This window comes from Psychrobacter sp. S1-30-MNA-CIBAN-0213 (assembly GCF_040309845.1).
In the GTDB taxonomy this organism is placed as follows: domain Bacteria; phylum Pseudomonadota; class Gammaproteobacteria; order Pseudomonadales; family Moraxellaceae; genus Psychrobacter.
Genome location: NZ_JBEOPE010000004.1, coordinates 263,254 through 277,746, shown reverse-complemented (window position 1 = coordinate 277,746; position 14,493 = coordinate 263,254). Strand labels below are relative to the sequence as shown.

Genomic DNA, 14,493 nt, shown 5'->3' with positions numbered 1-14,493 from the left:
CATTATTGAGTAGTGTAAACGTAGCCCTAATACTGTATAGGTATCAATAATTGTTAAAATACATTGTTGATATTTTCACACCCATACCCTATTTTCACCAATTATGCACATAGTCAATGGATGCAGACGTCGACCTATTATTTTATTGGTTTAAGATGTTTTCACGCAGATAATTTGGCTATACTGACGCCGGATATGATAATAAGTATTTATTAAACACTTATTAGTTATCTATCCTATTAAGTATCTATAAGGAATAAAATGACATACTATTTTGGATTTGTACCATCAGATAAATTGAATGATATGATTGATGAGGCTGAACGTATTATCACTTCAGGTGAACAAGTGGATTACTATCCTTATCGCAATGACCTCACTCAGCAAATCGCCCGCGAGCTAAATGAGAATCTATTGGTGAGCTTGATAGATGTAATTCCAAATCCGGATCGCCAAGCATCCATGCGAAAGATTGTAAATACGATTGAGCGCGCGACAGAGACTCTACTCAACGTACTACTTGGTAAAGATAAAAACGAAGACATCATGCCAAGCTTTAATTTTTTGAAGAACGAGACTATGTTCATTGATAATGAAGGTGTTCGCCGTGTTGGGTTTGAACTACCTAAAGCTTCTGCTGATACTATTATCGAAGGTTTTGATGCGGTTACGCCTGACAATGTTGATAAGAGTCAATTTAAAATTGCGCTTGAAACTATGAATGAAGAAGCACTTAATCATTTCATTAGTAAATTCACTGAAACGCTCAAGCTTGGCATGATCAAACGCAAATCTATTCCGGTTGCTAAAGTAGGTATCGACAAGGGTATGGGCATGGCTCTAAATAAATTATTGCCGCAGCTACCTGATGCTGGATTAAATCGTTTGGCTCGTTTTTACCGCCCTTTTCTTATAAAGATGGCTGACTGATCAGATAACGATAAAAATAAACCAATATTTTTGCTTTAAAGTAATATCTCGTTGGGCAAATTCACTAAAACTTGCTAAAATAAGCAGCACTTTTCCTCGAAGGCGCAACTCATGACTCAAATCAGTAATCAAGAAATTGAAAAAACCCTGCGCAACTCAGAATGCCTCATTAGTAGTATCGAAGTAGCTGCGGCCTATGAGCGTCTTGCCGCTCAACTTAACCTTCATTATGCTGGTCTTAATCCAATCGTTATGGTTGTTATGAATGGCGGACTCATTCCAGCCGGTCAGCTGCTGACTCATTTAACCTTCTATCATCGTATGCATTATATTCATGCTTCACGCTATCGTGATAATGAAGGCACCAATGAGCTTGATTGGAAATTCAAACCTGATGTTAGCCTTGAAGGCGAGCACGTATTACTGATTGATGATATTTTTGACGAAGGTATTACCTTAAAAGCTATCGTAGAAGAGTTAGGTAAAGAAAAACCGCTAACTATTGAATCTTGTGTATTACTCAATAAAGAGCATGATCGCAAGGTTGCAGACTTTGACGTTGATTTTGTTGGTATTAATGTCGCCGACCGTTATGTTTATGGCTGTGGTATGGATTTCCATGGTTACTTGCGTCATTTGCCTGGTATCTATGCTATTAAAGAAGACAAAATCTAGTCATTCTTTGGTTTGAACAATAAAAAAGCACCCAGTGGGTGCTTTTTTCGTTGGACTATTTTTACTAAGTACGCGTATGCGTCAACGGTAAAGTTGTTTGGTATTATTAAAACTGTAATGCCAAACCCGTATGACGCTCAGTAGGTGTCTGGACGGCCTTTTCCAAAGCAGATTTCGTACTATATATGGTCACCTGTTTTTTGGCACGGGTCACAGCGGTATAAATAAGCTCTTTGCTCAGCAATCTTGCATGACTATTATCAAAAGTAATGGCCACATGATCAAACTCAGACCCTTGCGATTTGTGAATAGTCATCGCATAGGCGGTGGCAATCACCTCTTCATTAAGCAGATTGACGGCTATCCCCTGCTTTTTATTTTCAAAAAACACTTCGAGTCGACTACGCTCATCACCAGTTTGCAAACAAAAACCAATATCGCCGTTAAATAATCCTAGCTCATAGTTGTTTTGAAGGACCATAACGGGACGACCATGAAACCATGTGTTTTGACCCAGTGGTAGCTTAAGCTCAGTAAGGTGCCATTGAGTAAAGTAATTATTAATATAATGGTCGCCCCACTCGCCATTATGGCCGGCAGTTAACACCCTGAACTGATTAAAGGTTTCCATTAATGAAGCAATGGTATCTTTAACTGATTCTGGCACGGATTTTTCTATTGTATTTATCAGCAACGTTTTGATTTTGTTTATGTAGGGATGGTAATTTAAGGTGAGGTTTGAGACATTTTTATTTTTACTTAGGCTATTTTCTATTTTATTATCTTGAGAAGCTTCTGTTTGTAAGGTGTTGATGCTATTCACATACTGAAAACTCAGTGCCTTATCATGCTTTAACAACTGCCAAATAGCATGAGTATCTGTCTCCGTTTTGTTGATTTGATAAGCAAGCTTACCGATACCCGAGTCTGCTGTAAATCGACGACTCTCTGTTAGCTCTGCATGGATAGGCTCTAACCGCGGAATACGGCACAAGTCAGCCAGTACCGCCCCTGCATCTACTGCGGCTAACTGGTTGGCATCTCCTAACAATATGAGCCTTGCGCCAGGCTTTACCGCACTCACAAGATAGTTCGCCAGCTCAACCCCTAGCATCGACGCCTCATCGACGATGATAATATCTTCGCCAAGTGGATTATTGGCATCGTAACGCGGTCTGCCCGTCCGACCGATACCTAATAAGCGATGAATGGTTTTTGCTTCTTGCAACTGTAGTTCAACATCCGCTGCGTCTAACGCTGCCTGCAGAGACTCTTGCATCCGCTGTGCAGCTTTACCAGTTGGTGCTGCTAATGCCAAGCTAGCACTGTCAGTGCTGAACCTAATGCTTTCAGACGCACCTCCCCCACTCTCTGTAGCCTGTTGCAGTGCAATCACTAGCTGAGCAACAGTGTAGGTCTTCCCCGTCCCTGGCCCACCAGTAATAATGCTAAAGGCATTGTTATTAGCGACATTAATTGCCTTTATCTGATGTTCATGAAGGTTTTCGGGTATTGCTATCTCTAGCGGTGTTACCTGCTGGTCTAAAATAGTATTGATGCGCGCGGCTAAGTTAAATTCTGCTTGCCAAGCTCTGTGTAACCAAAAAGTGATTGCTGCGTTTTGTTTATCAGCCTCTTTGTTATTGATAAGCTGATAAACGATAGGCTGATTATTTTTGCTTAGGCTATTTTTATTTTCATTATTGTTTACGTTAGCATTAACGTCAGCGAACAAAGTGTGCTTATCGATTAACTTAGAAAAAGACGTTAAGTTGCTATTTTTCAATAACTGGTAGAGTGCCGCTACTGCATCAAACCTTTTAACCAACATCTCTTTTTCATGATTACTCAGTGCCAACTGCGCCCATAACTGGTCTTGCTTAGCAAACAAAGTCTCTAGCAATAAAAATATCGATACCTCAGCTGTAATATCGGCCTCTGATTGAACCTCTATTTGAGTGTCAATCAAGGCAATAATCGGCATTGCTAGCATCTCTAACAGCTGCTGTTGCCAAGCATATAGTGTCACCAGCTCGCCATTGATTTGACCGCTCAGCGGCACCTCATGCTCAGTTTCCTCAATGGTGAGTACAGTATGCCCCTCTTCTAAATGCGTCGCCAACATAGTGAATAAAGCCGTAAATAAGCCACTATCTGGTGTTTTATCTATTTTTGCGCTATCAGTATTAGGCTTGGCATCGGTCACGCTATACGCGAAATGCGTTTGCTGACGGCGCAGCAAAATATAATCACTGATGTTGCTGGCCCAGCTTTCTTGTAAGCTTATATCGGCCCTGCTCTTATTATTACTCATAGTATGTTTTTCTCTATATTTATATGATTAATCGCTATAGTAATTTGTTGCATCAAAACCGTTATTTTATGCATTTTGTATAGCCTGCTAGCTTGGCATGCCAAACAATGCATCTAGGGCTTTAATAAAATCAATAGGAATGTCCCAAGTCACCAATCCATAGCGGGCACTGCTTATTGATTTATGCTTTATTGAATTACTGTGCATTAAATTGCTACCGTCAAGCGTATTAGCATCTTCTGCTTCAATAGCTAACGAGGCAGCTGGATCATATACGCCCCGTAAAAAAACATACTCCACCGCGCCCAAATACTTATCTTCATTGCCTGCATAGTCATTAATCCGCATAGATAAGAATCGATGCAACGCCACCTGATAAATCGCTGCTTGCAACCAATATCCTGCTTTGGACATTGCTTGCTTGAGGGTGTTTTCATTATAATCGCTTAGGCTATTTCCTAAAAAATTACTCTTATAGTCGACGACGTAATACTTGCCAGCATGCTCATACACCAAATCGATCTCACCACGTAAATAACGATACAAATGCGCTTTGTTTTGCGGAACAAGACTGACATGTTTGTCGGTTTCATTAGGCAGGTACTGTTGAAAGAGTCTATTAATATCTTGTGCTTTAAAACGCTCTGACAGCCCCATATTGAACTCTAATTCAGCAAACCTCTGACTTGCATCGATAGAGCGTAACGGTTGATTGGACGCCAATAACGGCGTATGTAGCACCTCCTCAATCCAGCCAATGAGAGCTTCATGCTTGCTAGCATCTATCGAGTCCGAATTCAATGAATCAGTATTTAATGAAGCACTATCGCCTTGCTCTTGCTTCTTCGCTTGTAATCGACGACTTTGGGTTTCGGCACTGCTATACACCAGTGGCAGCTGATAGCTACTGATGGCTCTATCGATAACCTGAGACCACTGTGATTTATTGTTAAAATCAATTTTTTCAAATATCTCATGCAAAAATGTACCCGCATTGGCACCTTTCACAAAAGTAAAACGAATATCATCCTCTAGCTTGAGACTTAACTCATCGACTTGCTCAACAGACTCATTATTATTCAGTGATGGCACAACTGAAACCGAAGTTTCGGTCATATCAATATCTATCGCATCATCAATACGCTCATCCATGATAGCCATTGTCTGCGTTGATTCATCTAGCTGACGGGCTAAGGCGGTAAAACTGGTCTTAGCCCAACCGTAAAAGTAATTGATTTTCATGACCTCTGAAAAATCATCATACTTAATAGGTTCGGTTTTGGGCGTAATAGAATCAGGCGTTCCATTTTCCGTTAATGCGCCTGCTTTAGCGGCAGCACAGTTATCGTTATAAAAGTCATTGACCTTATGGCCTCTAATCATGCCTATGGTGCCTTTGAGTCTATCTGGCAATTCAAATTTTGGCTCTGGTGAATCAAACCAATAGAACACCGGCTTTAATTCAAACCCTGTTTTGTTGTGGGGATCTCGCAGCACCACATAAAGCTGCTCACTGGCGCGAGTAAATGCCACATAACCAAGCCGGCGCATCTCATCAAAGCCCTCTTGCGTCTCCATATCGGTATAGTAGCCCTCTGTGGTCGCAGAGCCTTGTACAGGAGAGAATCGGCGCTGATTGCCTGTCGATTGCTGAGCTAACGCTGACTGATTTTGTTGAATAGCGTCTTGTTGAGTAGCATCTTGCTGGGTAGGGTTTTGTTGCGCGTTATAGAGATATAACCCGTATTCTTCTTTATTACCTGACTTCCTACTGGCATCGCCCATACCCAGTACATAGACAATGGGGAATTCTAACCCTTTTGATTTATGGATGGTCATTAGCTGCACGCCAGACTCTGTCGGTAACGGATACTGCTTAGCCCAATCACTACTAGGCGCGGCATCTATGTTTTGTCTAAACCAAGCTAGCAGCTCGTACTCACCCATGCCGATACCATACTGCGCTAATATATCCATCACATGGCGCAAATCCATAATATGACGATCGCCTTCTGGATGCGCGGCTAAGGCTTGCCAAACGCCTTGCGGCTGCACAGGGCTTTCATCTAACAAGTAATGCATGGCCGATAATATGCCAAAGTGCTGCCAGCGCTGTGTGCCTTCTTTTAAATAGCTAATAAAGTCTTGATAGCTTTTCTGATTATCAATGGCTTTTGTATTAACGCTATTTAAATCTACAGCCCCTAACTCATGGTCAGTCATCATGGCTTTGACATTCTTGATACTCAGACCATATAGATGACTGGTCAGCACCCGATTAATCATGTCATGACGATACGGGTATAGCATGGCACTCAGCAGCGCTGCCACATCTTCTGCCATGACGGTTTCAAAGATACTGACATCACTGGTGGTCAAGGTCGGCACATTGAGTTTTACTAGCTCGTCTTCAACCCGTTTTAAATCTTTTTTGGCACGTGCCAGCACGCCGATATCACTCGGCTGAATCGGTTTGCCTTTTAATGTCTGACCACTGCTGAGTAAGGTCGCAATATGACGCGCTGTGATTTCATGCTCATCGTACTCAAGCTCTTTGTCTTTATCATAAGGCAGGTGCAACACACTCACTGGCTGAGCAGAGAGCACGTCATTTACTAAGTCGCTGTTTAGGTCACTGTTTAGTATGTCTGGCTCATTAAACCAAGACAGCTGATTTTCTTCTTTATGTGCTTTAATGTGTTGATAATAAATACCACTACCTAACTGTGCGAGCCTATTCTCATTAGTCACTGGCGCAGGCATACCAAACCAGCAGTTTAGGGCATTAATCACACTGGCGTTTGAACGACGGTTAATATCAAGCGTCCAAAGGCTGCTTTTGTCAAACTGGGCTTTCATATAATTGTAGTTGGCGACATCACCGCCGCGAAACCCATAAATGGCCTGTTTAGGATCACCAACCAATAATAAAAACTCATGGTTGGCTTTATTAGTAGCCTGTTTGTCATTGGCCGACGGTTTACGTTTACGCTTCGGCAGATAGATACTTTCAATCATAATGGCTTGCTCGCCATTGATGTCTTGCGACTCATCAATCAATGCCACTGGATAGTGATGACGAATATAACGTGCCAGCTTCTCTCCTTGCCGACCCGTTAATGCTTGGTTCAAACGTACCATCTGCAAGCTAAATGTGGTCTCACCGTGCTCTTCTAAGATAATCGGTAGCCTGTCACGAACCGCAAGCACGATATGGCGATTTAGATTAGCTAAAATAGTAATGACGTATTCATCAAGCGTCTTACTTTCTTCAATATACCGTTTAAAGTCACGAACCACCTGCAACTCATTAAATATTAAATTAACTCTTTCACCATCTTTTGGTACACGAAACTGAGAGCCAATATTATCGGTTTTCTCAAAAGCTTCGATTAACTTTCCAGTATAAGTTTTTTTGTCTGATATGAACTTATAAGCGGCTGGACCAGACTCTTCTAACACTTGAATAATTTTCGGCCAAGACTCTCTATTGTTTTGCAATTGTCCTTTGGGAACTTCATGATATTCACCCTCAGGCTTAAAGAAAGCATCAAGCTCGTCGCTGCGCTCAATGATACTGCGGATAAGCCGCTCATAACCCTCAAAAGAAAAATCACTGCTCACAACCTCATTAATCGGCGCAGAGATAAAATTCAGCGACCGAGTCACATAACTTTTATGATCGCCAACCGCCGTCAGCTTACCTTGCTGATCCATCAATGCATACAATTTAGGCTGCTCATGATACAGCCTACTTTGAAACTGACGCAGCTCATCATGAACAATACTGTCAGTCACTTGCTCAATACTGCTGTCTTCAATAATAGCCATGCCTTGCTGATGACCGGTCTCGCTACTGTACTCCTTCAACCATTTTTGCGCCAAACTATCAAGGGTGCCGACAAACAGCTTATCCAAGGTGGTTAATACCAGCGCCGTGCGTCGAATGGCCTCTGTCATTGGATAGCTGTATACATGATCAAGCAAGTAGCCGACCAAATGCAGATTAATAGGGTCTTGCATGATGTCATCTAAGCGCACATATTTAGCCTGAGCGATCAGCCAATCCTCACGATCTTTTTTTGCTTGTGCGCGCTTTTCAGCAGCGGCTTTTTTGTCATGAACGTTGTTATAAACAACGTCTTGATTTAGTTCATCAACATCTGTTTCAGCGTTTGAATCCGTATTTGAGCTATTGACTGCTTGCTTATCCTTATCACTATCAGGTGTCACCTGTAGTATATGCGGATACAAACTCTCTTTATTAGCGGGGTCAGCACTCAGGCTATTCACCCATTGCAGCAGCTGATAAAAATCCACCAAACGATCATGAATGCGCTGACGCATCTCAGCTGCAGCGGCGCGGGTAAAGGTCGTCGCGATAATTTGCTCTGGCGCACGCCGTGCTTCAATCAACAGACGCAGTACAATGCCAGTTAGTGTCCACGTTTTACCCGTACCGGCTGACGCTTCGATAAGATGCCGACCCGTCAATGCAACATCAACCGCTGGTATCACATCCGCCTTATTCTTAGGCTTAGTCATGTCGTCATCCATACACTCACTGTCAGTCATACCCTGATATGTATCAAATGAGTGAGGCGATTCACTCAGGTACTCATCAGATGAGTGTGGCTGGGTAGAAATGTCCATCATGTTAGTGGTGGCGGTAAATTCTGTCATATGGGCGTACACTTTTTATTATTAATTAAGCCAAAGGGCAAAAAACGAACCGTTTTGAATAACCAACTAGCCAGCTAACTATCTAAACCTTGTAGGGCAGTAAACATCGGCTCATACAGCGGCTGTGCTAACGTCGTTAATGCTGCTGATAGGGCTTTAAAGGCGTCTTGATCACGCAGTACATATTGCCAAATAGCATGCTGCGAGCAGGTATCGTATACCGTGTCTACATGATAGTTAGGTCTTAGCCAATCTAAGAAATCTGCGCGTTTTGGCCAATAGCTGCCGCTCTCGTCTTCACTCTCTGCCGCTTTTGCACACTTATCAAGATAACTAAGCGCATATTCTGGCAATAAGGTAATCGGCACTTGACCGATTACCTTGCCAAATATCGCCCACTTTATCAGCTCGGTCACGGCATCCTCATACATAATAGGGCTGAGTTTAAAGGCCGTTGTTTTTTCATACTTTTTGACTTGTGAGCTTGATTTATTAAAACGCCAAATACTTACGCCATCATTTAGTGCTACCTGCTCGGCTGTCGTGCGTCTGGCAACTTGCCAATACAAATGCGACAACCAAAACTTGATTAAATGCTTAGGGCTAGCAGAATTGGGTAGTATGTTTAACCACTGCTTGGGGGATTGCTCGGCATAGGACATGCCAGCCTGTAGATTAGAGCGATTGTTATTAGCACCTATTAGCACTGATGTTGGTACTGAGCCTTTTATCTTAACCATTTTAGGTAATAGCTTGTGCCATATTTCACTATCAGCATGACTTAGCACGGATGCTAGCGCTAGCTGAACGGGGTACTCGGTGGTTGGGGTCAGTAGCTGCAAACCGCCTATATCACTCTCCTCCAATATCTGGGTATCATCCAAGCCATTAGCAATTAGCTGCTCTTTAAATTCCTGACATTGCTGTTGCAGTTTTTGTTGTTGATTGGGCAAGGTCGTTTGGCGCGCCACACCTGCTGGCATGATTTTTTGATACATTAGAATTGGGCTGTCTTGCGTGGCTGTGCTGTCGGTACTGTTATTGGCTGCATCGCTCGCCAACTCATTAATCAAATACTCTTTAATCTGATAAGTCGTCAGATTATCTAGGAATAGCGGCTCTTGATGTGCCATCGCTTCCTCGCCCTGCACCACGTGCACCTTTTGAGTACGCAAAAATGCCTTGGCCGGATGACGCACTTGATACGCCAATACCCCTTCAACGTCTATCTCCCCAATGTTAAATACGGTATCGGCAAGAGACCTTTTAGTAGCATCATCTATATCAGCAGAATCACTGGATACAGCTGTCGCTTCTAGTGACAACATCTCAGCCAATGTAGCTAAGGTTTGATTGTCTACTTGTCCTAACTGACCTAGAGATTGACCAAGCAGCTGAGCGATTGATTCGTACTGTGCTTTGGTAGGCAAGCCAACCAGTTCTGCATGCTCACTAAATGCTCTGCCCTTTAAGGTATGAAACACCGCTTGCCAAAGCGGCGCAGGCGGAAACTGACGTTTTTGCGCAAGCTTGGTTTTGCGCATGGCTGTATTTAAAAGAACATCTAACTCATCTGCATTATCAATAAGTCTGTTGTCTTGAATATTATTTTCAGTGTGGATAGCTGCGCTTTCATTCAAATTAGGCTTAGCAGTGTCAGACGCTTGCTCAGAAACATCTGCGTCTTCAATATCTGTTTCAAACAAACTCTCATGAAACGGCAGTGCTGGATGCTCAGTCACCAGCCACTGCTTAATCAATTTAGGTAAATAACGTTTAAGGCTCTCGGTGGTAGAGTCAACATGTCTAGGGAATGTGTCTAATGCTTCAAGCGAGTTTACCTGCCATTGCACCTCACCTTGCAAAAACTGTAATAGCTCACTGACTGGGTTGGCTGGCAGGTGCTCGTGGGTGTCTGTCAGACTTTGACCGTTATAAAATATCCAGCAAGCACTGCGCGCACACAGCAATGCGTCTAAAAATGCACCATTATCATCATCTTCACTGACTCTATCACCGCGGCGGGAATTGGTGGCTTTCATCAAATCATATCGATTATCAAGATCACGCCCAGGGAATTCAGAGAGATCCATATTGAGCATCACCACCAAATCAAAAGGCACGTTTCTTAACGCACCAAATCGACCAAAGGTAATCACCCCAGTCGGCTCGGCACTGACCTGCTGACTCTCAAGCTCCGCCTCGATACTGTCCAACATAAAACTCAGCTTTAATGGCAACTGCTCAACGCCTGCCAGCCTTTGCTCTACTTCTTTTTTGTTAGCATTACTGACACTATCGCTACTGGCGTACTGTCTATAGTGACGATTGGCCCTCAGGCTTGACTTAAAGCCATTCATCGCATTATAGATGGCGCGCATCGTACGGGTTTGATCGACATCACCAAAGTAGCGATGAATGACTTGTTTCTCAATCTGATCGAGCCAATCTTCCGCTTTTAGTTTTTGTGTATGATCATCACGGCGAGCAGTCAAACCGGCATAAATACGACAAAGCGCTTCGACAATCATCGCATCATTTAGGCTCACTTGCGGTAGCGGCAAACTCATCTCTGGCAAGGCAGTGCTTGGCCAATCTTCCTGTGCCAAAGGATATAAGCAATCGCTCAAACTGGCCTCTGGCATCACCAGACCCAAGGTTAATCTATCTAGCGCTTGAGCAAAGGTAAATCGGTAGTCATAGTCGTTGCTATCTAAGGTTTGTTTAAGATGCCATTCATCAAAGCCGCGGATAAAGCCTGCCTCTACCAGCAAATCACAACCACGGCTCATCTGGTCATGGGTTAAGCCAAAACTTTCATACAGCGGTGGTAGCATTAGCCAATCAAGCACCTCTGCCGCTTCAAAGCGGGCACTATGGCTGCCTAATAGCTTATAAAAACCAATAATGGCTTCCCATAGCTGACGAATATCCGCATCGACAACACCGGTTACCTTTGCTGGTAGGGTCAAACCGTCTTGACCTTTACCGCTCACAAAAATAGAGCTGATCAGCGCATGGTGACGCTCAACATCGGGTAGCAAAACGACAATATCGGATATATGGCGTTTTTTCTCACCAGGTGTTAAAGGTTCATTGAGCCAGCGCCCAATCATAATACGTAGTACTTCAAGTTGACGCTGCAAACTATGACACGAATGAATGCTTAGGCTATTATCTTGCGCAGACATTGCCCAAAAACGCTCCTTCTCAAAGCGTTTATTTTCTAACACTTCATCGTCATACCACGCCGTCTCTTTCTCGTCTTGATCAGAGCCTGTCTCTAATTGTTTGCTGACTGCTTGCGAGACTTTTGCTGCTGTCGCTTGCTGGGTAGACTGCTCATCCAGCATCAACACATCATTTTGCAAACGCCTTAATAAACTTGGGCTATCTTGCACATAGTGAGCGCTGTCATCAAAACCAATACCAAACTTATCACTTAAGCCATCATCGCCCTCATTAAAAATATCCTGCCACTCGACGAGTGCGTCTTGGTATTGCTCATTACCCGATAAATTAGCAAGCATCGCAAAGGTATCACGTGACTGTTTGCCCAAACGCGATAGCAAACTGTGACCATAATCACGTAAAAACACGCTTTCAGGGTTAATGATTTGCTGACGCTGTAGCCAAGACTTATCAACAATATCCGCCCAAAACAGCTTGGATGGGTTGTAGTGCAGCAGTGTGATATTCATGTATTGTGATAAGCGCTGTAAAAAGTCGAGCTCGGTTTGTGGCAATTGCTGAATGGTAAAAATACGCAGTACTTTGGGCAGTTGAGCACGCTCATTCGCTTTGTTTTCTTTTAAGGCTGACCAAAAGGTATCCTCAAGTGCCACACGGTGCTGATGCACATCGGCAAACAAATGAGACCATAAGAAACGCTGCGCGACCTCTAATTCTATATAATGCGCCACCAACCACTCAGGGGTGCCGCGCGCATACTTATCGAAGCGCAGGGATAGTGCATCTTTATCTGCTATCAGCGCATCTACATTAAGCGGCTTATTGTGTGACCATAGGTCTAACCAGTCCTCACGATGGGTTAAATAGCGGTTAAACACCCTCGCCAAATCACTTGCCAGCTGCCAAATACGCGCATCTTGTTGCGCTTTATCCTGTCGTACATTGTCTTGTTGAGCATTGTCCTGCTGAACTTCTTCTTGTGGCTCATCAATCAAAGACGCCAGCAACGGATGAACGGGATGTTTTTCATCCCCTACAATTGCCTCTTGGTAATAAGTCAAATAACCAAACAATCGCCACTGCATTACCGTTGGTGACAGCACTGCCACCTCAGGCACATTCAACGTTGCCGCTTCAGGGTTTTGCTCTAATAAATAGGCATTGTGGCGGCTCAATACATCCTGCATCAATGTCCACTGATACTGACCCCAAAACGTCGTCGTCACTAAGGTGCTAATACCCGCTTGGCTTGCAATAGACTTATCTAGCCAATCACCAAGTACCATTGACGGCACAATGACCACAAACTCTTCAAAAATGGGTTGGTTTTTGGACTTATAAGCTGTTAATAACTGTTCAACCAAAAGCTCGGTACGGTGGGACTGAATAATCGTAAACATAGACAATAATCTAATTAAAATAAGACAAATAATAAAAACTGCTCGCAATAATAACAGCGATACAACAATGACGTTATAAGAAGTTTTAGTCGGTTAGAAAAGATTTAAAAGGACATAGATGTAGACAATTTAATACTATATAAAGTAATAAAGTTTAAACAGATAAAACAAACACTGTCTTAACATTATGGCTCTTAGAACATAAAGCAATCATAAGCACAAAGAGCAATATCCATTAATCTATGTTTAGCTGTCGTGCCAGTTATATATTTCTGCTAAGATAGCTGCGTTTGATTGTGAACTACTGCTGACTTTAATGTAATATGACTTGTCAAACGTCAACACCTGTAGTTGTAAGTTTCGAGCTAATATACTGCGAATAGTGTGCCATTGATACTCGCTATTTACTAGTTTATTACTCAAATGCATAATAGCTTGCGACAAATGATGTCGCGTGTTTTGTTAATATTGATAACTAGCTTGATCATCTGAAACTAGAAAATTGCGATTCTACTATAACTAATGATGATTGATGATTGAGATAACATCTTCATCCAACATCTAAAACTTTTAACCTCAAAAACGAGATAATTACGTATTATGCCAATGCGTCCCATTGATGCTATCTTTGTTCATCCCGAAAAACGTCTTTATGTCGTTTATTTTCGCGGTGAACTGTGGCAATTACCACGTATGAAAATTGACCATGCCGCTTGGCAACGTCGGCAGCCTTACAATGGCGACGTAAAATCGCTTTATCTCAGTCGTCATCAAGCCATTACTGATCCTATATTGGCACAAAAACTACGCACCCTAAATCTACCTGAGGCTGTACGTGGAAGTACATTGCCTCGATTTGAGGATTGGTGGGAAGTTCATGGCTTTGAATGGTTAAGAGCTTTGCTTCATGATGGTAAATCACCGCTAGCTGCTCATCAATCAAACACAGAAGAGCCAATCTCAGCGGTTCAGTCTTTGGGCAATGACAATGAGGCCACCAACACTGTAAATAACGCAGAAAAGACAGAGCCTATAACGCCACCTGTTGCCGAAGATGATATTTTTGACGATATGCTAGCGGATCTAACCAATGAGGTATTGCATCATCGGCATTAAGTAAAAAATCGAGACAACATTAAAAAAGAAAAAACACTAAAACAATTCAAACAATATCTCAAAACAAAAGATGAGCTGTAACCTATGAAAGACTACAAGCTACTATTAGCTGGGCTAATTTTATTACTACTCGTTATTATAATTGGTATTTTTGCTTGGCTATGGAGTAGTAATCGGAAAAAT

The 14,493-nt window shown here is 42.7% G+C and carries 6 protein-coding genes; 3 read left to right on the top strand and 3 right to left on the bottom strand.

Translation table 11 applies throughout. The features are described from left to right. The first annotated feature begins 261 nt into the window (after window positions 1-261). Both AAEY87_RS06175 and AAEY87_RS06170 read left to right on the top strand, forming a co-directional pair. Window positions 262-930: a hypothetical protein gene (locus AAEY87_RS06175; RefSeq protein ID WP_068327767.1), complete on the top strand. Its 669-nt coding sequence runs from the start codon at window positions 262-264 to the stop codon at window positions 928-930. A gap of 111 nt (window positions 931-1,041) precedes the next feature. Continuing rightward, window positions 1,042-1,605 (top strand): hypoxanthine-guanine phosphoribosyltransferase, encoded by a 564-nt coding sequence (locus tag AAEY87_RS06170; RefSeq protein WP_068035828.1) that lies wholly within the window; start codon window positions 1,042-1,044, stop codon window positions 1,603-1,605. A 106-nt stretch (window positions 1,606-1,711) separates the two neighbouring features. Here AAEY87_RS06170 and recD read toward each other — a convergent pair whose 3' ends face one another. The 3 genes from recD to AAEY87_RS06155 form a co-directional block, all read right to left on the bottom strand. Further along, window positions 1,712-3,919: an exodeoxyribonuclease V subunit alpha gene (gene recD, locus AAEY87_RS06165; RefSeq protein ID WP_350656382.1), complete on the bottom strand. Its 2,208-nt coding sequence runs from the start codon at window positions 3,917-3,919 to the stop codon at window positions 1,712-1,714. Window positions 3,920-4,006: 87 nt separating this feature from the next. Continuing rightward, window positions 4,007-8,602 carry a UvrD-helicase domain-containing protein gene (locus AAEY87_RS06160; RefSeq protein ID WP_350656381.1) on the bottom strand — a complete coding sequence of 1,532 codons (4,596 nt, stop codon included), beginning with the start codon at window positions 8,600-8,602 and terminating at the stop codon, window positions 4,007-4,009. Between the two features lie 74 nt (window positions 8,603-8,676). After that, window positions 8,677-13,194, bottom strand: coding sequence for an exodeoxyribonuclease V subunit gamma (locus AAEY87_RS06155; protein WP_350656380.1), 4,518 nt, complete (start codon window positions 13,192-13,194; stop codon window positions 8,677-8,679). 600 nt (window positions 13,195-13,794) lie between these two features. On the opposite strand from AAEY87_RS06155, the gene AAEY87_RS06150 reads away from it, so the two are divergent. Next, a complete protein-coding gene (locus AAEY87_RS06150; RefSeq protein WP_350656379.1) occupies window positions 13,795-14,310 on the top strand; it encodes a hypothetical protein in 516 nt (171 codons plus the stop codon). Window positions 14,311-14,493 lie beyond the last annotated feature (183 nt).